Below are 22091 nucleotides of genomic sequence, written 5' to 3'. Positions count from 1 at the left end.
TTAATACCTCGCCAATACGCTTAAATTGTTCAAGCCTTTTTTATTGGCATAGGTTTTCACCGCTTGGGCAAGTTCTTTTTGCATAGCACTGTCCATATTTTCACCAAATAAAACAATGCGTTCAGGGATAAAATCCTTGTCATTGTCCAGCTTTTCAATCAAGGCTTTGACGCATTCAGACGAAAAACCGCTCGCCAACAAATACAAATGCTGACGGCAGTAATAAGCCGTATAGCCTGCCAAATCAATAGGTTGTACATTTTCAGGCAGCCTGCAACCATCATAAACACGCCAAGTGGTTAAAAGCGTGTGTAATTGTTCATCGCTCAACATGGCGTTTTTGCTATCGGGGATTTCTGTTTGTGCAGGGTCAAAATCCACGTCCAATGCCGTCTGAAAATTCGGTTCGGTTTGGAAAATTTTAAAGCCCAAATCGCCTGTGTAATCAGGGTTTTCAGTTTGGATTTTAGCGGCGGCTTTTTCAATACGCGCTTTGGTAATATCAAAAATAGTTTGATAGCCAGCTTTATGCGCTTCGGATTTTTCATCGGTTTTTTCAGGCAGCTGAACGCAAATAAAACGGCGATTGCCATTGTCTTCGGTATTCAGTTGCATCACGGCGTGGGCGGTTGTGCCAGAACCTGCAAAGAAATCTAAAATTAAATCTTTGGGTTGAATGGTAATACTAGCCAGTCTGTGTATCAGTTCTATTGGTTTAGGGAAGGAAAAAACTTCCATATCATCAAATAATTCTTTGATTGCGTTTTTCCCTGAAATAGATGTTTTCACACCCGAAAAAATGGAACTTTGAATACTCATGAAAGCGTCTGTTTTAAACATCTTTAATCTTGGCACGCCATTCCCATCTTTGCCGAAATAGATTTTGTTATCAGCCAATAGCGTTTTGTATTCGTCTTCATCAATCGTCCAGTTTCTTGAATACTCAATGCCTGTTGGTGTTGTGATAGTGAAATATTTGCTGCCAGTTGTTGATGTGATGCCGTTTCTTGAAATATTGCCCGAAAACCATTCTCCGCGTGGGTCATTATCAGCGTTGGTTAAATCAGTTCTATCAAGCAAGCGATATTCTTTGTATCTGCCTAAAGATTTATTCTTTTTATAACAAGCAATAATATATTCATGTTCAAAACGGACGGTGTGAGATGCTGTTTTGGTGAAGGAACTCTCTTCAAAATCAGATAGATTCCACACATATTGCTCTACGTTGGATTCGCCAAAAATTTCATCACATAATATTTTTAATTGGGATACTTCATTTCCGTCAATGCTGATAAAAATCACGCCGTCATCGCGCAACAATTCACGCGCAATATACAAACGCGGATACATAAACGTCAGCCACGCGCTGTGGGAATTGGATTTTTTCGCGGTAAATTCCAGCACGCGCTTGGCTTCGTCCAAATCCATGCCGCCTAACTCCGCCAGTTGTTCAGGTGTAAATTTGCGGTTATCTTGATACACAAAATCGTCCGAACCTGTGTTATATGGTGGGTCAATGTAAATCATCTTAATTTGATTTTTGTAGGCGTGTTTTAAGTGTTTCAACACTTCCAAATTATCGCCTTTGATTAGGATATTTTCGCTGTTGGCGTTTTCAGGCAGCCTATTGTGCGCTGTATGTTCAACTAATAAGGTTTCAGGCGGCAAATCGCGTAATACTTTGGCATAGGATTTACCCAGCCAATTTAGGCTGTAACCTTCTTTTTGCGTGGCAACGCCTTTTGCGTGCAATTCTTCAGCCATTTTTTCAGGCAAAAATGCGCCGTTTTTATCAAAGCAGTTAGGAAAATGCTGTTTTAAGAGTGCGAGCCGTTCGTTTTCAGGCTGCGTGTTGGATGAAAACAAAGTTTCGTGAGCTAAATTGGTCATTGGCTTCTCTAGAATGGTTGCAATCTTGAAATAAGCCCATTTTAGTTTTAACGTAACTTTAAGTAAAGAAAATAACGTAACTATCAATCATATTTCTGTAATGTAAGTTACATAATTTAACGTAACTTGATGCTACGCGCGAAATTCTCCCCACATTTTGCAAGATAAACCCACTTACTATTTATTTCATACCGTGCAACAAAGTTTCAAATCCTGCTTATTGCAAGCAGGATTTTTTACAACTGTGCAAATTGAGCAATCTCATCGCTGGCTATTACCATAAACCAAAGGCATCATGCAGTCATCAATTAATGGAGACAGGATGATGAATATCCCTAATACCCACAATCCTGAATATGGCTTCTTTGGCCTATAAAACCGCTGCACCTTTGATACCATAAACGTTTGGATTTGAATTTATAGCATCAAACATAACAACAGCGACGTTTCAGTCGCTTTTGTTGTTGCAGGCTGCTTGAAATCAGTAGTTACAAATAACCAACTCACCACGCTGTATGCGGCTTTCTGCTTTGCGCCCCACAGAATAAGCTAGCTGCAATTCTGTAATATTAAACTCGGCAAACAATGCGCGAATATCGGGGTGGTCATTAATACTCAACATCATCTTACCTTGCATGGTTCGCATCGTTTGAGCAAGCTGTTCGTATTCCGTCCAATCAAATACACGCTCGTAACCTGTGACTTGCCAGTACGGTGGGTCGGCATAAAAGAATGTATGCGGTCGGTCGTAGCGTTTGACACAACGTTGCCACGGTTCGTTTTCAATGAATACCCCACCTAGCCGTTGTCGTGCAGCCTGCAATTTTTCGGCGATTTGCGTTGCATTCCATGCTTTTTCTGTCGTCGCTGTACCAAATGTTTGACCCGTTGTTTTGCCACCAAAGGTATTGCACTGCAAATATAAAAGAACCGTGCTGCACGTTGAATATCAGTCAGTAATTCGGGTGGCGTAGCGTGCAGGCGTGGGAACGGTGCTCGTTACACCGCCACGCAGCCGTTTTTGTTTTGTCTACCCTGTCTGTGTTTCAGACAGGGTTTTTGCTATTTCAGGCTGCCTGAAAGCTGTTTCGCCAACCCATTCGGACTAAACCGCGCAGGCTGGTCATAACCCAAGCAGCCTGCACACCATTCGCTGCAAAACCATTTTTTCACGTTTTGGCGCAAGGCAGGTAAGGCAATCCCCAAACAGCCAGCCCAATCGTACTTCGCACCTTTGGTTTGAGCGTAAAACTCATGTATGCGCTGCTCAGGCAAATCCACGCGGATTAAATCCCACTTGTCAGGCGGCAAGGGCATGACTTTGAAGCGCACACCGCCGTCTCGGATTGAACTGGAATAGCAGCTATATACGCCATTTACCGTTCTGCCAAACGTGCGCGGTACTTGGGCGCGGTACAATTTGCAAATCTTGGGTAATGTACGCGCCTTGATTTAATGCATTTAAAAAGGCTTGGTGCTGCTCGGCAGTAATGGTTTGCGCGGTTTGAGGTACGGTTTCGTGAATGGTGTCGTCAAAAAATGTTTGTACGCCGTAATCAAAATAAATACTCATCGATTATCTCCTTTAAAAACCGATTGCAAACCAGCGCACTCCGCCAGCCTCTGCACCTGTGTACATTTCTCGTACATAGGCTGTGAAATTGTGATTACGCAAAGTGGCGGCGTTGGTTGGCGTGCCTTGGTAGCCTGCACCGCAGGCGACAACCGACAATACTTTGTTTGGAAATGTAATGGGATAGGTGATATCAAATGTATTATTCCAGCTGGGCAAATCGTTGTAATAGAAACTGCCCCATTGCAAAATTAAGCCATTGGGTAATCGGGTATAGCCGTTATCTGTGGCTTGAACGGCGAACTCATTACGGCGCGTGAAGTAATCGTGCAGGCTGCCGTAAGCTTTTGTCCAAACGCTGGCGGCGCTAACTGTCATTAATTGTTCGTGGCGGTCTTGGTTGATATCGCCTTGTGCTGTTCCCATCAAAGCGATGCGCCATGAGCCGTTGCCTTCGTGGGAAGTTTCAATCCCTGCACGAGTGATTCCGCCTGTTGCTAAATGTAAAAAAGCACTGCCCAAAGCATTGGTATTGTTTATCCAACTGCCATACCAATTATCTGAATGACCTTGAATTTTTAAATTTCCATCAATCGTTCCGCCTGTTTTGGGTAGATATTCGGTGTGGGTGTGCGCTGCTGGGGCAAACGTGGCTGGCTTGCCTGTGATGCTTGCCCATGTGTGAGTGTGGTTACTGGCGGCAAAACGTCCCACAACTTTGTTAATCGCGCCCTCCACCCAACTTTCATAGGCGACGTTTTGATGCTTGGTAACGGTTGGAAAGCGAATGCGTGTTTGTTGCGGATTCTTTTCGGACGAAGTAAACAGAAAATTCAAAGATTTACCGTCTATGCCAGCAGGATTAAATTCAAGTTGCCAGTGTCCACCTTTGACGTTGAATCTCATTTTTTCCCAACTGCTCGTTTCGCCAACAATAATGGGATTGATGAATGTTTTGCTGCCTGCAATGGCTTGGTTGGCAGTTAAACTGACTTTGCTGGCGGCAAGGTCATACGCGGCTTTGACGGCACTGGGTGTCGCAGCTTTGTCGGTTGCGGTGCTGCTGGTAGAAGCTGAGAGCATGACAATGCCTGCCACCGCACCACTGGCTTTATCGATTTCATGCGTATGCGTATTGCTAACGGCTAAATTGGTTGTGGTTGCTGTGATTTTGGACGGTTTACCCAATGACAAAGTTTGATTGTCGCGTAACACGCCACCGCCAGTTAAACCTGCTCCTGCTGTGATAGTGGTGGTTTTGAGTGCGAATTGTTGTGTAGCTGTTTGCTGGTTTGCATGGATTAAATCGTTAATGCGAGCCATTTCTGCTTTGAGCCATGATGTGCGATTGGCGAGCTGGCGTGTGGGCTTATTGTCAATGCCATTTTCACCACCCATCACAGGGTCGGATGTTTCCCATTGGTAAACGCCTGCTTCCCAGACTGGGGTTTCTTTTAAATTTGCCATTTATGCAGTTCCTTTGTTGAATGTGCCGTCGCGCTGGGCTGTGCCGTTGTGGCGCAGGGCAGCAGCACGAAAATCCAATGCTGCCAACACGCAACGTGCTGGTGCAAAAGCGTGTAGTGTTTTGCGTAATAAAGCGGCTTGGTCGTTGGTAATGGTTTGGTTTAATTCAATGCGGTAATGCGCCCAGCGGTCGGCGTGTCCGTAAACGTATTTGCCGTCTCGGCTGATTTTGGCGTTGTGCTGTTTGCTATTTAAGCCTTCCACAAGATTGATTTCACCCAAACCCAAACGCCGCACGATTTCACGGATTGCCGCGTTCGCCTGTTTGAGTGCAGGCTGCTTGTAAATCTTGCTGGGTGCGATTGGTGTTTAATTGACCTTGTTCAATCGTGCTAAAAACGACATCGCCCACGGATACCAATGTCCCGATTAGGATATTCACTTCGCCGCTAAAATTGGCAGCCTGAAACCGTATCGTGCAACGAGCGGCAGACGCTTCCAATCGTGGCGTATTCACGTCATCACCGCATAAATCCAACATCAAACCTGTGGCAAAACGGACATGTTGTTGCCGATAGGCTTCGTTGATTTGCTGGCGGTTGAGCGTTTCGCGGTAGGCGAATGTGTTAATCAGCAAGCGTTCAATGTGGGCAGGTTGCAGCGTTTTGCCTGTGCGTGATTCGTAATCCGCAATCATTTCCGCCAACACCGTTTCAGGGTTGTCGTCCACGATTTTGACTTCTTCGCGTTTTAAATCGCTCACATTCATGTTGCTGTTCCTGTTGCGTAAATTTGGGTTTGATAGAGTTCGCTGGCGATGTCGTTCGCGATTCGCCATTCCACAATCATCGTGATGTGTGGGGCGTTGCCGCTAAATCGTACGCGTTCTGCTACGGCTCGTTTTTCCCATGTTTGAATCGCCAGCGTGATTTCACGCACCACGTTTGGCACGAAGATGTCTTCGGGCGTGTCCAAATAATCAAAATGGTTTGAGCCGAAATTGGGGCGTAATACGTCTGCGCCTTTGCGCGTGGACAAAATATTGTGGATACATAAATCAATGTCGTCCGCACCTTGCGTGATGCCGTTACCGCCTTGTGCGAGCTGCCAATGTTGGGAAATGGGGTGTTCGTAGTTCATGCGTCAATTATGCTTTCGGGCTGCCTGAATGGCTTTTAATGCGGATTAAAAAAGACAAAACAAAAACCGCCAAAATTTCCTGATGTCAGGAATTTTGACGGTTTTGATTTATTCGGCTGAACTGGTTTTTGCCCCATCGCCTTGTTCGGTGTGAACGTGATTTTGTAACGAAATGGCACCTGCTGAAATATCGCCTGTGGCTTTCAGGCTGCCTGAAATCGTGGCAGCTGCACCACTACCGCCCGAACCTGCCATGCCTGCGGTGTAAGTGAGTAAGCCGTTTACCGTGAGTGTTTTTTGAACAACGGTATCCGCGTCAATCGTTACCATTCCATTCGTTTTGATGAGTACATCGCCAGTCTTGCGATTGTGCTGAATGCGCGTGCCGTTGGCATATTGCAAAACGTGCAAATCACGGCTAGTCGCTGGCACAGGGTCAGCCTCATTGTAAATCGCGCCTAAACACACGCCACTTTCGCCACGCGCGTCCAACAGGCAAACCACCAACGCGCCCATGTCAGGCAAACAGTAAAACTGATTGCCACCTGCCGCCAGCGTAATCATGGGCAGCCAATCAGTTTGCAGATTTTCCAATGCTGGCAGCACCACGCGTACAGCGTGTTTTTTATCGTCAATTTCCGCAACCGTACCAAATTGCAATGTGGCGGTAAAATCATGATTTTCAGGCTGCCTGAACATTTTGCTGCTCCGTATCTTCATCTATGTATTCAATCATTTTGACTTCCAATTCAGTCGTATAACCACGTGAATGGCTGTAATCATGTCGCGCTTGTTTGACCAAATATTTCCCTGAAAAATGTCCTATTTTGACTAATTGCACCGTCTGCCCCGCCACCAATAAAGCATGACCAAACAACGACACGCTGCCTGCGCATTGTTCATCCTGCGCGTTGTCTAGTGCAGCTTGGGCGCGGCGGTTTAATTGCGCTTGACTTTCGCCACTACGTGCCACAATTTTAAGCATATCGCTTGTGGTCGGGCGTTTAGCTGGTTTCTTTCGCGATTGACGCCGCGATTTTGTCTTTTTCGTGGACTGAACGGTTTTTTTGGTTTTGTGGTTAAAACTAGATACTTCCACAGCAGTTGGAACGTTTTTAATCGCATCTCGCAATCGGATACGGATTAAGTTTTCAGGCTGCAAGATAGCCACCGCTTTGCGTTCTACCAATTGTTTACGACTTTCAAATACAAGCGTTTTGTTGCCGACAATTTTGAATGTATGCCCATATTCATGTGCCAATCGGGTAAGAAATTCAATATCGCGTTCTTGATATTGGGTAACGCGTTGGATTTTGATGTCCGCCACGCTGCCTGAAACGTTTAATTTCAGTCGTTTGGCTACCATTCGGACAATCGCCGCCAACGTGGTATTTTCATAGGCTTTGGCTTTTAGGGTACGATTGGCTTTGGTAATGCCTGTGCTTAATGCTTTGAGTGTTACTCTGTCGCCGCCGTTTTGACTGCGCTCCCATTCAATCTCCGCAATTTCAAAGTTACCCCAGTTAATCAAGCCTGTGAACTGGTCGCCAGCCGACAAACTCAATTTATCCCCTTGTTCGGGAAACCATGAATGCAACCAACGCCTGTCCGTATCTTCAAATTCAACCTGCAATTCATCTGACTGTTCACCCAAATAATCCGTGTAAGTAAACGATAACAGATAGGGCGCGATGTCGGCTGTGATGTCTTTTTGTTCGTATTGCAAAACAAAATCAGGGCGTGTAACGGGGTGCTGGTTTTCGCTTTTCAGGCTGCCTGAAAGTAAATTCATTATCTCAACCATGGCGGCATTTTCTCCTGATTACGTTGTATTTTTTGCTGTATGACGGGGATAAACACGGTCAAGCCGCTTTCAAACTGTTCCGCAAACGGCAAATGCGGATTAGCTGCAATCAAGCGGTCAATCTCAAAAGCGGTGCCATAATGCTTATGCGCAATCGTGTCCCAACGGTCGCCATCGAGCGTGGTGTAAATTAAAACGCCGTTCATGTTGCATCCTTTCGTGTCGCAATCCATGCGATTAAACCTTGCACGGCTGCTGTGCCGTTTTGCAGACTTTCAGCGGCAGCATCTATCGCGTTTGCACCGTTATTTAGCCAATCTCCTACATTGCCACTGTCAAATCCTGCACGAAGTTCACCGACCGCGTTACCCAGCTGCGAAGCCGCTTGGCTACTTTGTAGTGCGAATTCGGCTACGCCTTTTAAATCGCCCAATTTTGCGGTGATTTCAGGCAGTGTGTTTAATTTGCCCAACGCACCACTTGCCACACCCAATACATCACCCACAATATGCAATGCGCCTGCTGGGTCATGGCGCAACTCTTTGGCAGCCTGAAACAAGCGTTGTGCTTCGTCAATCTCTTTTTCCACCGTGCGATAGACTTTCACGGCTTTTTGCACATTCTCTACGATTGGCGAAACTTGGCTTTTCGCGCTTTCAGGCAGCATTGCCAATAATGGATTTTGGCTGCCTGAAATAATTGCGGGTGTGGGAAGTGGGTTATTTGGGTCGCCCACAAATTCGGTCAGTTCAATGTCCAATTCACGCGCTGCCGTGCGACCATTGCCGTCCATTTGCGTGGTGCGACTGGTCAGCCGTTCAATCACAAACCAGCCGACAAATCGCCCAGAACCGTACACCAAACTTACCGCTTGCTGGACTTCTTTGGCGGCAATCAAGCCCTTGTATGCCGTGTCCACATCGCCCAGTTTCCAATGCAATTTGATGCCGAACCGTAACTCGGTCAAATCATTACCCATCGCTTGCAAACGCGGTCTGCCTTTCAACACATCGTGTTTGGCGAAAGTGGCGGCGTGGGTTTCTTCAAGAGTCGTGAAACTGTTCAATAATTCAAATTTCACATCGCCCAGTTGTGCAAACATCAATAAGCCCTCCGTATTTTTTCTGCCATCATACGTTCAAGCGTTTTTTCAAATTCGTACAATGACATTTGTAAACCTTGCTGCATTTGTGCGGACATATTACCGCCACCATTGATGTTAATCGTGGGGTTGAAATGAATGGTCATTGCACCGCCATTGTTGAATTGTGCTTGGCTGTATTCGGCTCGCGCTTGGCTTAAATTATCCGCATTGGCAGATAGCCGCGCCGACAAATCGCTGCGAAAACCGCTCATTCGTTCGGCAAAACGGTTTTTTAGGTTACTTGCCAGTTGGCGGATTTTGCCAATGGGCTTATCCGCGCTTTTGTTTACGCCAATCGCCAAGCCTTCGGTCATAAATCCGCCATACGAGCGGAAAACACGGCTGGGAGAATGAATTTGCATTGCGCCTGTAAATGCACCTTTCACACGCGCTGCCAAATTTTGCGCCATTGCAACCACGCGTCCAATGCCAGCCGAAATGCCGTTAATCAAGCCGTCAATCATGTTTGCGCCGTAGCTTGCCCATCTGCCTACTTCGCCGCCAAACAATGCCGCAATCGCATTCAAAATGGCACGGATTGCGCCCAAAATAGACCAGTTCATTACCAGCGCAACCATGTTGCTTAATCCGCCTTGCCATACGGATTTAACCTGTTCAATAACCATAAAGACCACATTAAACAGGCTATCAAAAATCATGCGCCAACCGTTGATAATCGCACCGCCAATCGCTTGAACATTCCCCAGTAGTGTTCCCAACATCGCGCCAAAAAAATAGCCAATGCTTTGCGATTTTTGCGCCGTTTCATCGCTAACCAAACCCAGCTCACGAAACCACGCGATAATCGGCTGCACAAATGCCACAGCCAAATCAAATAAACCTTTCCAGCCAGCCCCTATCATTTCCAGCAAAGGCATAATGGGCGCAATACCGTCTTTAAAACCGTCCCAAAAGCCAATAAAAAAGGCTTTAATCGGTTTCCAGTAAATGTAAATCAACGCTGCTGCGGCCGCGACCGCTGCAATCGCCAGCAATACAGGGGCAAAAGCCATTGCGGAAGATAAACTAAATGCCATAATCGCTGTACGAACAGTTGTAAACGCTCGTATTACCTTACCTAAATTGCCTTCAAGCGAGGATAACGCTACACCACCTTGCATGACTGCACGAACCGCAGTAATGCTAGCACTTAAAGCAGCAAAACCACCGCGTACCGAAAGCAATACTGCCATCATACGATTACCCAGCACACGTATGACAAAACCGCCAGAAATGAACGCCAAAATAGCGGCAGTTGTGCCGACAATCGCTTGGGTTAAAACAGGGTGCTGTTGCGCCCAATCGGTCAGCGCATTGACTACGCTGGTGGACAAAACAACAAAACGATTAACGGCTGGCAACAATATTGAGCCAACTGTAATGCCCAGTCCCGTCAAACTGTTTTTTAACAACTGAATATTATTGGCAGTAGTCGCGGCACGTGCTTCATATTCTTTATTCATTGAGCCGTCAAAATTGGCGGCACTCTTCACACCTTCTAAATTTTCTTAACAGTATCAATGCTGGTAAGAAATGGCGCAATACCCAACAAGGACTCGCTACCGAATAATTCTTTCAGTGTTGATGCTTGTTTATATTTTTCTAGTTTTGACACCGCTTCCAGCACTTTCAGCGTAGTGCCTTCCGCATCTTTTTGCATATCTTTGGCGATTTGCTCGTGGTCAAACCCTAATTCTTTCCATGTTGCTTTTTGGCTTTTGGTGGCGGTTTCCCCTGCCACCAGTGCCAACATCATGTTTTTAATACTGGTCGCCGCCATTTCTTCTTGAATACCAAAACCACGCATGGTTGCGCCAAGTGCCGCCACCGTACCTGTGTTGTATCCAGCCACCGTACCAAACGCACCCACACGCTGCACAATTTCCATAATGCATTTGGCAGCAGCAGGTGTGGTATTGCCCAGATAATTGATTTTATCGGCTAGCGTTTCCACGCCACTTTGGTCAAGTTGGAATGCCGAGCGCAATTCCGCCATGGATTGCCCTGCTTTTTCTGCGGAGACATCAAACGCCACGCCCATTTTGGCTGCGCTGTCGGTAAATCTCATCAAGTCGTTTTGGGCAATACCCGATTGACCACCTAACGCCACGATTTTGGCTAATTTTGTCGCGGCCATGGGGATTTTGCGACTCATCGCCACAATATCGTTGCCCATTTACTTAAATTGCTCGGGTGTTTCAAAATCTACGACTTTTTTAACATCTGCCATCGCGCTTTCAAAATCAATTGCCAACTTAACAGGCAATATCAATGCACCAGCCGCAGAGACTGCGTTTTGCCATTGCCCTTTTAAATTTTGCCATTGTTCTTGATTGCCAATTTTACGCGCTGCGATTTTGGCAAGCTGTTCGTGTTTGCGCGTTAATTTATCAATTGCTTAACCAACTTGATTGTATTGCCGCCACAAATGCGCGGCAGATGTACTGCTCAAACGGTCTTTATTGCGCTCTAATGATTCGCCTAATTCCTTTTGTTTAGCGGTTAAATTCGTGGTGGTGGATTTGAGCGTATTCATCGCCTTGCCGATGTTGGTTAAACCCGACAATGCGCCGTCAACCACCGCCGACACGCTAATAGATAAACTTAAATCTGAAGCCATGTATTATAATTTCCGTGTTAAAAACTTGTTTATTGACAAGGTGCTTATCATGATTTTTATTTGGGGCATAATGGTTTTGGCTTTGCTGCTGTTTCTGCCATTGCTTGCAGCAACGGTATTGGCTGGCATTGCCGATGTATTCCGCGCTGCGTTTGGTAAAGATGATGCCGACACCAATAACGGCTACTGCCGCGATTTACAGCACGAAATTGCTGCCGAACGTGAGCGCAACGCCTAATCCTATTTCTGATACTTCGCCTTAATTTGCCGATTGACTTCATCTAGCCAGTCGGCAAATTCATCTAATGGCAAATCGTAAATTTCTTGAACGCTCCACCCAAACCACCACGCCACATCGGCACACGCTGCCAATAGCTGTTTGTGAAATAGCTGCTGACTGGGTGCGTTAAACTGCTTCTTCTTCGGTGCGAAAGGTGGCTTGCAATGCCTCCAAATCTTTCAAATCCAACTCGTCTAAATCTTCTGGCACTAAACCCGTTACACGCGATACCAACATCAAGCCTTGCTCGGCTTCATTTTCAATGTGCATCACAGCGCGTAAATCGCCTACTTTGGGACGGCGCACCGTTACTTTTTGCAGGGTTTCGCCTGTGGCAAGACGAACGGGGTATTTCAGGGTTACGATGGTTTGTACGCCTAAATCTTGTTTGATTTGCTGTGCTGGATTAACAGACATTTTGGTTCTCCTAAACGAGGTTGATGAAAGTGGCAGTTTAAGTGCAGGCTGCTTTGCTGACTTTTAACGCGCATTAAAAAACCAATCTTTGCCGATGTTGGGAAAGATTGGTTTTGTTGTTGCAGGCTAACCGAAAGTTATGCGCCGATGTTTTTGCGGAATTGGCTCAATGCGTCCGAACCGTTTACGCGATAAGTATTGGTAAAGGCGTTGTAATACAGATATTCGCGCCCATCAATCACGACACGGCATTCAGCTGATTGGAATGTGGTCGGATGCTCGGATTTCTCTTTCGGCTTAAACGTGCCAAGGGCATTTTTGCTGAACATCGCGCTGACTGTAATCACAACAGGCACTTCGGTTTTTAAGCCTTGCGCGTTAAAAGTTTGCAAATTGCCGCGCACCATCAACTGTGCGGCTTTGAATGGGTTGTACGCTTTGTTTGCCCATTCAGGGTTAATGCTGTTCCAAGTGATTTCGCCCTCCAATGCTTCCACGCCGCTTGGCAACTTGATTTGTCCCACCAAGCCCAAGCCGTCAAAGTCTTCTTGTTTGATTTCAATTTCAGGCATTTTGAACTCTCTTGCCTGACCCAATAAATTCACGCCGTCAATATAGACATTGGCGTTGTAAATCGCGTTTACTGAACTAATGTTTTATCTCTTTCTTTCAAGCTGCCTTGCCCTTTTGTCCAAATCTTTGATTTGGGTATAAAAGGGTATGCCGTAGGCGGTAAAGCTGATTTCACAAATACATTTGTTCAGAATTTACAAAACGGTGCAACGCCCGAAATCGTGTTACATCAATTAGCCGAAAATTATCCAAACATGAACGACCAAGCCCTACAAGATGAATTGGCACGACTGATTTTCTTGGCGGATTTAGTGGGGCGTTTGGAAGTGCAAGCGGAGTGAAATCATGACCGCCGAAGACATCAAAGTCATTTTTGGAATGCAGCCTGAAAATGCGATTGCCTATTTAAAGCAAAAGCGCGTGGACGTGTCGTGGGATTGGCAAGAGATGCTTGATGACGCACACGTTTCCGCGTTTACCGTTGCGAAAACGGCGGGCATGGACGTAGCGAACGACATTCATCAAGCGGTGGTTAAGGCAGCCGAACAAGGGCAAACATTCAAAGATTTTGAACGCGAACTCACGCCTGTATTACAAAGTAAAGGCTGGTGGGGCAAACAAGAACGTCCAAACCTCGACACAGGCGAAATTCAAAACGTACAACTTGGCAGCCCATACTGCCTGAAAACGATTCATTTAACCAATTTGCAATCCGCTTACATGGCAGCTCGATACGCGGAAATGGTTGCCGCAAAAGACACGCACCCCTATTGGCAATATGTCGCCATCAACGACAAACGCACACGCGAAACACACAGAAAATTGCACGGTCGCGTGTATTCGGCTGATGACGCTGTTTGGGGGAGTTTGTATCCGCCGTTGGATTTTCGTTGCCGTTGTCATGTTCGTCCTTTATCGCGTGAGCGTGGCGAAAGCCAAGTATTACCCAGCCCAAAACTGGAAACCATTACCGTAGATATTGGCGAAAACAAATCCACAGGTGAACAGCGTTACGCCCAACGCACAGGCATTCGCGTGGACAGACAGTTTAATGCAGGATTTAACGCCAATCAAGGCAAGACGTTTTTGCAACGCACCGCACAAATGGCGATAAACAAAGCGCAAAACGTACCACCCGAATTGGCTCGTGTGGCGGTCAAAGAAATGATGTTGCAGGAAAAATTCCGCAATGCTTTGACTTTGGCACAGCTGGCGTGGGTAGCTGAATTATTGGGATTGGGAGCGTAAGATGTTGCAAATCAGTTTAGACACAAGCGATTTTGACAGGGGCATGGCACGGTTGCTGCAAAACGTAGAAAACCGCCGCCCGATGATGTCTAGCATAGCGGTGGAATTGTTGAGCATGTCCGAAGACAATTTTGAAAGCGAAAGCTGGGGCGGTCAAAGTTGGCAGCAAAGCAAACGAGCTGCAAAAGACGGTGGCAAAACGCTACAATTAAGTGGTCAGCTTGCCGCGAGTTTGACTACGCAGTCGGGTAATGATTTTGCACGGATTGGGTCTAATAAACCGTATGCAGCAATTCATCACATAGGTGGGCAAGCAGGGCGTGGGCGTAAAGTTCACATTCCTGCTCGTCCTTATTTACCGATTGATGGTTCAGGGGTGTTGCAGTCTGGCGGCGAGAAGCGTTTGCTGGATATTGTGAAAGCGTCGTTGGCTCGTGGATTGTGATTTGCTCAAAAATGCGAAAAGCGGACGATGTTGTCCGCTTTGTTTTTTTGTTTCACTGTGTGAAATGGCGTTGCAGTTTTTAATCCCACTTTGTTTTGAATTGTCCCGTTTTATCCTGTTTATCTTGCTTGGGTGTGGGTATTTATATTGGTGGGGTTCAGTAACTGTTATGGATAAAATGACTCAAAAATTACAGTTCGCCGATCAATTAAAGGTTACAATGCAAGCAAAAGGCTATGCACCAAAGGCTTCGATTTTGGAACGTGAATTTAATTTACGCTACTTTGGTAAACCGATTACCTTGCACGCTGCTGGTAAATGGTTGCGTGGTGAAGCGATTCCGCACAATGATAAGGTGGTAAAGTTGGCTAAATGGCTTGAAGTGCAGCCTGCAAATTTGGTTTATGGCTTGGATTTGCGTGATGAAATTGACAGATTAAGTTAAGTATTCCATTTCCATTTAATAATGGCCAGATGGTAAGTAAAAAAAATCTTTTATACAAAGTTTTATACAATTTTGGCGCAAAAAGGAAAAGGACTTAACCGATAAATGGTTAAGTCCTTAAATCTATTGGTCGGAGTGAAAGGATTCGAACCTTCGACCCCTTGCACCCCATGCAAGTGCGCTACCAGGCTGCGCCACACTCCGACTCAAAGAAAGTCGCGAATTATAATTTTGTTTGCTTTAATTAGCAAGCGTCTTGTCTATTTGTGTCAGCAAGGCGGTTAGTCTGTCGCGCATTTCGTTGGCGCTAATCACTGGATTGCCTTCACTATCCAATGCTTCTCGCGCGAAATAATCGCTAATGCCATATTGCAACTGGCGCAATTTCAACACATCCAATCGGGTTAGAGTTTGGCCGCCTTTGCCCAAAATGCCGCCAGATTGGCGTTGCCATCCCAGCAGTTGCTCGGGTTGAACGCCAATTACATCGCAGGCTTCTTCCAGACTAAAATAACGCTTGGCTGGAATCGTCTGTGGGTTAGCGTGCTTGTTGTTTTTCATAATAATGTTCTACCATGCCCTTGAGTTTTTGGCTTGCATGGAACGTTACCACGCGACGTGCGGTAATGGCGACTTCTTCGCCTGTTTTAGGGTTGCGTCCTGGGCGTTGCGGTTTGTCGCGCAGTTGGAAATTGCCAAAACCTGAAATTTTAATCTCTTCGCCTTGTGCCAATGTGGTGCGAATTTCTTCAAAAAACAATTCTACAATCTCTTTTGCGTCATTTTTGCCAAGATTGCTGACTTTATCTACTAAAATATCGGCCAATTCTGCTTTTGTTAGTGTCATGTTTATATTACCTATTATTGATGAGAATTAAGGGTCGCTATTATCCCTAATAGTGCGTTTTAATTCAAGTGAATAGTAGAAAAATCATAACAAAATTAAGTGCAGGCTGCTTTTGAATGGTTAAAAAGCAGCCTGCACTTTGTTCACTCTTGCGATTCAGGCACGCACTCAATTTTGACACGCTCAATTTTGTGTCCGTCTTTTTCTAGCACTTCAAATCGCCAGCCGTGAAATTCAATCGCATCGCCCACTTCGGGCAAGTCGCCCATTTCTTCCAGCACCAAGCCTGCCACGGTGTGAAATTCCATGTCATCAGACGGTGCAGGCAAACCCAACTGCGGTGCGAGTTCGACATATTCCAACGCGCCATCAACGGTTACGCTGTTGTCTGACCATTCTTGCATGGTGGGCTCGTCTTGGCGTTCAAATTCTTCGGGGAACTCGCCTGCAATCGTTTCCAGCAAGTCTTTCATGGTTACCATGCCCAGCACTGCGCCAAATTCGTCCACCACCAAAGCGTAGTCCGCGCTGTGTTTGCGAAACAATTCAATCGCTTGCAAGGCGGTTGCGCTTTCTGGCAGCATTAGCGGTTGCTTCAAAGCAGCCTGCACATTGAGTTCGCCGTCTTTTAACACATGGTTGAGCAAATCTTTTTTGTTGATGTAGCCCAGCGGTTCGTCCACGCCTGCTTTGCCGACTACCAGCATTCGTGAATAGGGCGATTCCATTAACTTGGCGCGTTGTTCGTCTTTGCTTTGCGAAATGTCCAAGCGTTCGATGTCGCTGCGTGGAATCATCACGCCAAAAATCGGGCGTTCGGCAAGCGTGAGTACGCTGCGAATCATGGATTTTTCGTTTTCTTCAAAGTGTTCATTGTCGTCTGTGGGGGCGCCGTTGGTGGCGAGCAGGCTTTCGCGTATGCCCATCATGCCCAACACGTTTTCGGCGGTGCGTTGTCGCCACGAGCTGTTGATGTATTCGTTTTTCTTGCTGTTTTTTTGCGATACTTGGTTGAAAATTTCAATCAAAATAGAAAAACCAATCGCGGCATACAAATAGCCTTTTGGAATGTGGAAATGGAACGCTTCGGCAATTAAGCTAAATCCAATCATCAACAAAAAGCCCAAACACAACATCACGACTGTTGGGTGCTTGTCCACAAACTCGGTTAGCGGTTTGCTGGCGGTTATCATGACTGCCATGGCGACAACGACGGCTGCCATTGCCACGACAATATGTTCCACCATTGCTGCGGCGGTAATCACGCTATCAATGGAAAACACGGCATCGAGTACCAAAATTTGTCCAACCACGCCCCAAAATGCGGCGTGTTTTTTGTTGGTGTCGGCAACTTGAAAGTGGTTTACGCCTTCCAAGCGTTCGTGCAATTCGGTGGTGGCTTTGTAGAGCAGGAAAATACCGCCTGCAAACATAATCATGTCTTTGCCCGAAATCGCCATGCCAAATAATTGCATCAACGGCGATGTGAGCGTCATGATTTTTGCCATAGACGCGAGCATGATAATGCGAATAATCACTGCCAACGCCAAACCTGTGAGCCGTGCTTTGTCGCGCAATGACGGTTTGACTTTATTGGCTAAAATCGCGACAAAAACCAAGTTGTCTATGCCCAGTACGACTTCTAGTATGAACAAAGTTACAAAACCTATCCAAGTTTGTGGTTCGGCAAGCCAGCTTATGCCCATTGTGTTGTTTTCCTTGTGGGGTGAATGATGTGAGTAGAAAAAGCAGCCTGCACTCTATATTTGCAGGCTGCTTTGCCATTTTAACGATGATGTGCGGTGTTGTATTTCTTTTCCAAAGACGAGAATACCCAGCCCAGCACGATAGACATCACCAAATAAATCAGCGCAACAGTATAAAGCGGTGCTTCATAAATAGAATAACGCCCCGAAATCGTACTTTGTACATACGCCAATTCCGCCACTGCAATCGCCGACACCAGCGAGCTGTCTTTGAGCAGCGTGATAAATTCGTTTGCCAACGGCGGCAACATTCGGCGCAAGGCTTGCGGCAAAATCACATGGCGCATGGCTTGTGGATAAGTCAAACCCAGCGAGCGAGCGGCTTCCATTTGTCCTTTATCAATAGACTGAATGCCTGCGCGGAAAATTTCGGTGATGTACGCGCCTGCGTTTACGGTCAAAGCCAACGCGCCTGCCACCAACGCGGCGTGATTACGGCGGATTTCGCTTGCCAAGTCGCCACTAATCAACCAACCGTCTGTGGGATTAATCAGCGCGGTCGACCAAACAAAGTGCCAAATAAAAATCTGCACATACAACGGTGTGCCACGAAACAGGGTAACGTACAAGCCCGATAGCGTTCGCAATAACCACGCAATCGCTTTGGCAAACGCGCCGCCTTTTTCTACGCGCACAATGCGTGCCAATGCGCCAAATAAGCCCAGCACCACGCCGCCTGCAACCGCCCATGTTGTGAGTTTCAGCGTCATCCACGCGCCTTTCACAAACATTTCGCGATATTCCCAAATAATTTTTAATTGGCTGTGTTGCGCCAACCAGTCTTCAGAATTCATACTACTCTCTATCAAACAAATAAAGTGCAGGCTGCCTGCACAAAAAATAGGGCTATTCTACAATAAAATCACGTCATCATGTAGGCAAAAAACAAGGCAAGCAGCCTGCACTTTCGGTACAATACGCTCAATTTTTTCCCTATTTATCCCCGATTATGAAGATTTGGCTTGGACAATCCGCCCCCTATTTGCCGCAAGGCAGCGCAGTAACCATTGGCAATTTTGATGGCGTACACACAGGACATCGCCACATTTTGAACCGCTTGGCAACCGAAGCCGCAGCGCGAAATTTGCCTGCCATTGCCATTGTGTTCGAGCCACAGCCTGCCGAATTTTTTGCCCAACAAGCCCGCAAAACCGCACCCAGTCGCCTATCGCCCTTGCGCGATAAATTGCAACTTTTGGCGCAAACAAGCAGCCTGCACGGCGTTTGGGTGCAGCGATTCAACCCCACGTTTGCCAACACGCCAGCCGATGTATTCACTCAAACCGTGTTGCGCGAACGCTTGAATACGCGCTATTTACTGGTGGGTGACGATTTTCGTTTTGGCAAAGCGCGGGGCGGCGATTTTGATTTATTGTGTGCCCAAAGCGATTTTGTAACCGAAAACACGCCCAGCATTTTGATTGCAGGCGAACGCGCCAGTAGCACCGCTGTTCGCCAAGCCCTAGCCGCAGGCAATTTGCCACGCGCCGAACAAATTTTGGGACACGGCTACACATTAAGCGGCAGGGTCAAACATGGCGCGAAACTCGGTCGCACAATTGGCTGCCCCACGGCAAACATTCACTTGTCCAACCATGCGTATGCCTTGCAAGGCGTGTTTGTGGTGGAAGCGACTGGCGCATTTGGTCGCCGCGCAGGGGTAGCATCGTTTGGGCGCAATCCAACCGTATCGCACACGCCCGAAGCCAAGTTGGAAGTGCATTTGTTTGACTTTGCAGGCGATTTATATGGCGAACGCTTGCACATTCGCTTTTTGCACAAATTGCGCGATGAAGAGCGTTTTGCCGATTTAAGCAGCCTGCAAACGCAAATCGCTGCCGATATGCAGGCTGCCAAAATCTGGTACACGCAATCGCGGTAAACAGGATAAAATGAACATCTACCATACAGTACAGGATACATCATGGATTTATCTTCGCTGATTATCGTGTTTACCTGCGTACTCATACTCATCATTGCGATTCCCACGCTTTACACGCTACGCAAACGAGAGCGCGAACTCGGTTATCCAAAACAACACGAAACGCTGGCAGACGTACAATTTCTGCTTGAACAAAACGAAGAAATCTTGGCACAAAGCTGTTTTCGCCGCGTAACAGGTGGCAGCTATCATCAAGCCAAAGCCTATATCGCACACATCAAACGACAAAAATCACAGGAGCGGAAATGAATATTCGCATTGGACAAGGCTATGACGTACACCAACTGGTAGAACAACGCCCACTCATTTTAGGCGGCGTAACCATTCCGCATCACAAAGGTTTGCTGGGGCATTCCGATGCCGATGCGCTGCTGCACGCGATTACCGATGCCTTACTGGGCGCAGCCGCGTTGGGCGACATTGGCAAACTATTCCCCGATACCGCCGCCGAACACAAAGATGCCGACAGCCGTCATTTGTTGCGCGTGGCGTATCAAGCGGTGCAGGCTGCTGGCTGGCGCGTGGTCAATGTGGACAGCACGCTCATCGCGCAGCAACCGAAGTTGCGCCCACACATTGACGCAATGCGTGCCAACATTGCTGTTGATTTGAATTTGCCCATAGACGCAGTAAACATCAAAGGCAAAACCAACGAGAAATTAGGTTATTTGGGGCGCGAAGAAGCGATTGAAGCGCAAGCGATTGTGCTTTTGAGCGCGACAAAGTAAGTCGTGGGCTTAACCGCGACAATTCATTCAACAAAGGGAAATCATCATGACCAAACAAGACCAACTTAAACGTGCAGCCGCCGAAAAAGCGGTGGAATTTGTGCCAGAAAACGAATACATCGGCATTGGTACGGGCAGCACCATCAATTTTTTTATTGAAGCTTTGGGCAAAAGTGGTAAAAAAATCAAAGGTGCAGTAACCACGTCCAAAAAAAGCAGCGAATTGATGGCGCAATACGAAATCCCCGAAATCGCTGCCAACGAAGTCAGCCGTTTGTCTATTTATATTGATGGCGCGGACGAAATCAACCACACTTTGCAAATGATTAAAGGCGGCGGCGGCGCACATTTGCCCGAAAAAATCGTGGCAAAACTGGCTGACCAGTTTATTTGTATCGCCGATGAAAGCAAATATGTGAGCCGTTTGGGCAAGTTTCCTTTGCCGATTGAAGTGATTCCGATGGCGCGTTCTATGGTGGCGCGACAAATCGCCAAATTGGGCGGACAACCCGAATTGCGTATTGGCTACAAAAGCCTGCACGGCAACGACATTTTGGACGTAACGGGCTTGGATTTGAGCCAACCGCTGACAATGGAGCGCGAATTGAACCAAATCACAGGTTTGGTGGAAAACGGTTTGTTTGCCGAACGCGCTGCCGATTTGCTGATTTTGGCGCGTGAAGATGGGATTGAGTTGATTAAACCGCATGTTTAATCACGCGAAATATAGTGGATTAAAATAAAAGTGAGACAAGGCGACAACGTCCGCCGTGTACGAGTAGTACATAAGGACGTTGGCAACGCAGTATCATTGCAATTTTAATTCACTATAAAAAGCAGCCTGCACTTTTTGTTGATGAAAAGTGCAGGCTGCTTTTTTGTTTAACCCATTTGCCCCAACGTAACCCGTTCTAAGCCAGCCAAATCGCGCAAAGTTTCCACTTGCGTGTAACCGTGTTGCGCGAACAAATCTCGAATCGCCGCGCCTTGGTCATAGCCGTGTTCCAGCAGCAACCAACCTTGCGGCTGCAAATAGTCTGGCGCGCGGGCAACAATATGGCGAATGTGTGCCAAGCCGTCAGCAAAATCGGTCAGCGCGTGGGCAGGCTCAAAGCGCAAATCGCCCTGCTGCAAATGGGTGTCGTGCGAATTAATATAGGGTGGATTGGACGCAATCACGTCAAATTTATGTGCCGACACGGCGCAATCAAACCACGAACCTTGTGCGAATGCGACTGCTGCGCCCAAGCGTTGCGCGTTGTGTTGCGCGATGTTGAGCGCATCGGGGCTGATGTCGCTGGCAAATACGTTGGCATCGGTGCGTTCCAATTTGGCGGAAATGGCGATGATGCCACTGCCTGTTCCCATGTCCCACAAAAAACCACGCGCAGGCAGCCTGCACAATGCAGCTTCCAGCAGGTGTTCGGTTTCGGGGCGTGGAATCAACACGGCTGGCGACACGGTAAAACTGCGTCCGTAAAATTCGCGTTCGCCCAATAAATAGGCAATCGGTTCGCCTTGTTCGCGGCGTTGGCACAGCGCGTGCAGGCTGCTTTCGTGTTCGGGCGATAGAGTTTCGCTGTCGTGCGTAATCAACTGGCTACGCGACAAGCCTGTGATGTATTGCAGCAGCATTCGCGTTTCGTTGCGCGGCAAAGGGCTATTGGCGATGAATTGGGCAATGGTGGTCATGTGATGTGGTTTGAATCAACAAAGCAGCCTACACTTTTAGGCAACAAAATGTGCAGGCTGCTTTTTATGT

Annotated in this window: 32 protein-coding genes and 1 tRNA gene; 9 read left to right on the top strand and 24 right to left on the bottom strand. The window is 47.0% G+C overall.

Features of this window, described 5'->3' with window-relative positions; all coding sequences use genetic code 11:
- The 15 genes from DQN52_RS03680 to DQN52_RS03610 form a co-directional block, all read right to left on the bottom strand.
- Entirely contained in the window at positions 1-1890 is a 1890-nt protein-coding gene (locus DQN52_RS03680; RefSeq protein ID WP_080561216.1) for a site-specific DNA-methyltransferase, read from the bottom strand.
- Between the two features lie 481 nt (positions 1891-2371).
- Entirely contained in the window at positions 2372-2809 is a 438-nt protein-coding gene (locus DQN52_RS03675; RefSeq protein ID WP_003789006.1) for a DNA adenine methylase, read from the bottom strand.
- A gap of 143 nt (positions 2810-2952) precedes the next feature.
- Complete coding sequence (locus DQN52_RS03670; protein ID WP_003789002.1) at positions 2953-3309, bottom strand: hypothetical protein; 357 nt, start codon at positions 3307-3309, stop codon at positions 2953-2955.
- Positions 3254-3463 carry a hypothetical protein gene (locus tag DQN52_RS03665; RefSeq protein WP_032133698.1) on the bottom strand — a complete coding sequence of 70 codons (210 nt, stop codon included), beginning with the start codon at positions 3461-3463 and terminating at the stop codon, positions 3254-3256. The genes DQN52_RS03670 and DQN52_RS03665 overlap by 56 nt, the downstream gene beginning before the upstream one ends.
- A gap of 12 nt (positions 3464-3475) precedes the next feature.
- Positions 3476-4930: a gp53-like domain-containing protein gene (locus tag DQN52_RS11110; RefSeq protein ID WP_111694417.1), complete on the bottom strand. Its 1455-nt coding sequence runs from the start codon at positions 4928-4930 to the stop codon at positions 3476-3478.
- A complete protein-coding gene (locus tag DQN52_RS03655; RefSeq protein WP_231954121.1) occupies positions 4931-5227 on the bottom strand; it encodes a hypothetical protein in 297 nt (98 codons plus the stop codon). It lies immediately after the preceding gene.
- 4 nt (positions 5228-5231) lie between these two features.
- Positions 5232-5699 carry a baseplate J/gp47 family protein gene (locus tag DQN52_RS03650; protein WP_081353480.1) on the bottom strand — a complete coding sequence of 156 codons (468 nt, stop codon included), beginning with the start codon at positions 5697-5699 and terminating at the stop codon, positions 5232-5234.
- Complete coding sequence (locus tag DQN52_RS03645) at positions 5696-6070, bottom strand: GPW/gp25 family protein (RefSeq protein ID WP_038314558.1); 375 nt, start codon at positions 6068-6070, stop codon at positions 5696-5698. Before DQN52_RS03645 ends, DQN52_RS03650 begins: the two co-directional genes overlap by 4 nt.
- Before the next feature lie 108 nt (positions 6071-6178).
- Positions 6179-6790, bottom strand: a complete 612-nt coding sequence (locus tag DQN52_RS03640; RefSeq protein WP_071461641.1) for a phage baseplate assembly protein V — start codon at positions 6788-6790, stop codon at positions 6179-6181.
- Positions 6753-7862 (bottom strand): phage late control D family protein, encoded by a 1110-nt coding sequence (locus DQN52_RS03635; protein WP_032827571.1) that lies wholly within the window; start codon positions 7860-7862, stop codon positions 6753-6755. Before DQN52_RS03635 ends, DQN52_RS03640 begins: the two co-directional genes overlap by 38 nt.
- Positions 7862-8080 carry a tail protein X gene (locus tag DQN52_RS03630; protein WP_003785084.1) on the bottom strand — a complete coding sequence of 73 codons (219 nt, stop codon included), beginning with the start codon at positions 8078-8080 and terminating at the stop codon, positions 7862-7864. Before DQN52_RS03630 ends, DQN52_RS03635 begins: the two co-directional genes overlap by 1 nt.
- On the bottom strand, positions 8077-8976 hold the full coding sequence (locus tag DQN52_RS03625) for a phage tail protein (RefSeq protein WP_003785083.1): 900 nt from the start codon (positions 8974-8976) through the stop codon (positions 8077-8079). Before DQN52_RS03625 ends, DQN52_RS03630 begins: the two co-directional genes overlap by 4 nt.
- Positions 8976-10511: a phage tail tape measure protein gene (locus DQN52_RS03620; RefSeq protein ID WP_269148473.1), complete on the bottom strand. Its 1536-nt coding sequence runs from the start codon at positions 10509-10511 to the stop codon at positions 8976-8978. The genes DQN52_RS03625 and DQN52_RS03620 overlap by 1 nt, the downstream gene beginning before the upstream one ends.
- A 5-nt stretch (positions 10512-10516) precedes the next feature.
- On the bottom strand, positions 10517-11194 hold the full coding sequence (locus DQN52_RS11455) for a phage tail tape measure protein (protein ID WP_003788929.1): 678 nt from the start codon (positions 11192-11194) through the stop codon (positions 10517-10519).
- A 222-nt stretch (positions 11195-11416) separates the two neighbouring features.
- The gene (locus DQN52_RS03610; RefSeq protein ID WP_032827923.1) at positions 11417-11638 is read right to left on the bottom strand and encodes a hypothetical protein; all 222 of its coding nucleotides are present in this window, start codon (positions 11636-11638) and stop codon (positions 11417-11419) included.
- A 49-nt stretch (positions 11639-11687) separates the two neighbouring features.
- Here DQN52_RS03610 and DQN52_RS03605 point away from each other — a divergent pair, with 49 nt between their 5' ends.
- Positions 11688-11876, top strand: coding sequence for a hypothetical protein (locus DQN52_RS03605; protein WP_032827925.1), 189 nt, complete (start codon positions 11688-11690; stop codon positions 11874-11876).
- Positions 11877-11878: 2 nt separating this feature from the next.
- Here the strand turns inward: DQN52_RS03605 and DQN52_RS03600 are convergent, their stop codons facing one another.
- The 3 genes from DQN52_RS03600 to DQN52_RS03590 all read right to left on the bottom strand — a co-directional run bounded on the left by DQN52_RS03600 (position 11879) and on the right by DQN52_RS03590 (position 12988).
- Positions 11879-12010, bottom strand: a complete 132-nt coding sequence (locus tag DQN52_RS03600; protein WP_038320346.1) for a GpE family phage tail protein — start codon at positions 12008-12010, stop codon at positions 11879-11881.
- A gap of 34 nt (positions 12011-12044) precedes the next feature.
- Positions 12045-12335 carry a phage tail assembly protein gene (locus tag DQN52_RS03595; protein ID WP_003786198.1) on the bottom strand — a complete coding sequence of 97 codons (291 nt, stop codon included), beginning with the start codon at positions 12333-12335 and terminating at the stop codon, positions 12045-12047.
- A gap of 137 nt (positions 12336-12472) precedes the next feature.
- Positions 12473-12988, bottom strand: a complete 516-nt coding sequence (locus tag DQN52_RS03590; protein ID WP_032827647.1) for a phage major tail tube protein — start codon at positions 12986-12988, stop codon at positions 12473-12475.
- Between the two features lie 51 nt (positions 12989-13039).
- On the opposite strand from DQN52_RS03590, the gene DQN52_RS03585 reads away from it, so the two are divergent.
- From DQN52_RS03585 to DQN52_RS10810, 4 genes are read left to right on the top strand one after another with little or no spacing between them, the layout of a single operon-like run.
- The gene (locus DQN52_RS03585) at positions 13040-13249 is read left to right on the top strand and encodes a phage portal protein family protein (protein ID WP_003786202.1); all 210 of its coding nucleotides are present in this window, start codon (positions 13040-13042) and stop codon (positions 13247-13249) included.
- A gap of 4 nt (positions 13250-13253) precedes the next feature.
- Positions 13254-14156, top strand: coding sequence for a phage head morphogenesis protein (locus tag DQN52_RS03580; protein ID WP_003786204.1), 903 nt, complete (start codon positions 13254-13256; stop codon positions 14154-14156).
- Position 14157: 1 nt separating this feature from the next.
- The gene (locus tag DQN52_RS03575; protein WP_003786206.1) at positions 14158-14601 is read left to right on the top strand and encodes a phage virion morphogenesis protein; all 444 of its coding nucleotides are present in this window, start codon (positions 14158-14160) and stop codon (positions 14599-14601) included.
- Positions 14591-15046, top strand: a complete 456-nt coding sequence (locus DQN52_RS10810; RefSeq protein ID WP_143452381.1) for a hypothetical protein — start codon at positions 14591-14593, stop codon at positions 15044-15046. Before DQN52_RS03575 ends, DQN52_RS10810 begins: the two co-directional genes overlap by 11 nt.
- A gap of 127 nt (positions 15047-15173) precedes the next feature.
- On the opposite strand, the gene DQN52_RS03565 is transcribed toward DQN52_RS10810, so the two are convergent.
- The 5 genes from DQN52_RS03565 to DQN52_RS03545 form a co-directional block, all read right to left on the bottom strand.
- A tRNA-Pro gene (locus tag DQN52_RS03565) sits at positions 15174-15250 on the bottom strand.
- Between the two features lie 36 nt (positions 15251-15286).
- Positions 15287-15607 carry a hypothetical protein gene (locus DQN52_RS03560; protein WP_003788685.1) on the bottom strand — a complete coding sequence of 107 codons (321 nt, stop codon included), beginning with the start codon at positions 15605-15607 and terminating at the stop codon, positions 15287-15289.
- Entirely contained in the window at positions 15585-15893 is a 309-nt protein-coding gene (locus tag DQN52_RS03555) for an integration host factor subunit alpha (RefSeq protein WP_003788688.1), read from the bottom strand. The genes DQN52_RS03560 and DQN52_RS03555 overlap by 23 nt, the downstream gene beginning before the upstream one ends.
- A gap of 143 nt (positions 15894-16036) precedes the next feature.
- Entirely contained in the window at positions 16037-17599 is a 1563-nt protein-coding gene (locus tag DQN52_RS03550; RefSeq protein ID WP_003788691.1) for a TerC family protein, read from the bottom strand.
- Positions 17600-17679: 80 nt separating this feature from the next.
- Positions 17680-18453, bottom strand: a complete 774-nt coding sequence (locus DQN52_RS03545) for an amino acid ABC transporter permease (RefSeq protein WP_003788693.1) — start codon at positions 18451-18453, stop codon at positions 17680-17682.
- A 155-nt stretch (positions 18454-18608) separates the two neighbouring features.
- Between DQN52_RS03545 and ribF the strand changes: the two genes are divergently transcribed.
- Genes ribF through rpiA form a run of 4 tightly spaced genes read left to right on the top strand, consistent with a single transcriptional unit; the run spans position 18609 to position 21044 of the window.
- Positions 18609-19541, top strand: a complete 933-nt coding sequence (gene ribF, locus DQN52_RS03540; protein WP_003788695.1) for a bifunctional riboflavin kinase/FAD synthetase — start codon at positions 18609-18611, stop codon at positions 19539-19541.
- Between the two features lie 42 nt (positions 19542-19583).
- The gene (locus DQN52_RS03535) at positions 19584-19850 is read left to right on the top strand and encodes a hypothetical protein (protein ID WP_003788697.1); all 267 of its coding nucleotides are present in this window, start codon (positions 19584-19586) and stop codon (positions 19848-19850) included.
- Positions 19847-20329 (top strand): 2-C-methyl-D-erythritol 2,4-cyclodiphosphate synthase, encoded by a 483-nt coding sequence (gene ispF, locus DQN52_RS03530; protein ID WP_003788699.1) that lies wholly within the window; start codon positions 19847-19849, stop codon positions 20327-20329. Before DQN52_RS03535 ends, ispF begins: the two co-directional genes overlap by 4 nt.
- A gap of 46 nt (positions 20330-20375) precedes the next feature.
- Positions 20376-21044: a ribose-5-phosphate isomerase RpiA gene (rpiA, locus tag DQN52_RS03525; protein WP_003788700.1), complete on the top strand. Its 669-nt coding sequence runs from the start codon at positions 20376-20378 to the stop codon at positions 21042-21044.
- 167 nt (positions 21045-21211) lie between these two features.
- On the opposite strand, the gene prmC is transcribed toward rpiA, so the two are convergent.
- On the bottom strand, positions 21212-22021 hold the full coding sequence (prmC, locus tag DQN52_RS03515; protein WP_003788702.1) for a peptide chain release factor N(5)-glutamine methyltransferase: 810 nt from the start codon (positions 22019-22021) through the stop codon (positions 21212-21214).
- Positions 22022-22091: the final 70 nt, after the last annotated feature.

Source organism: Kingella kingae, assembly GCF_900475905.1.
Taxonomy (GTDB): domain Bacteria; phylum Pseudomonadota; class Gammaproteobacteria; order Burkholderiales; family Neisseriaceae; genus Kingella; species Kingella kingae.
This window is presented reverse-complemented; position numbering and strand designations above follow the sequence as displayed.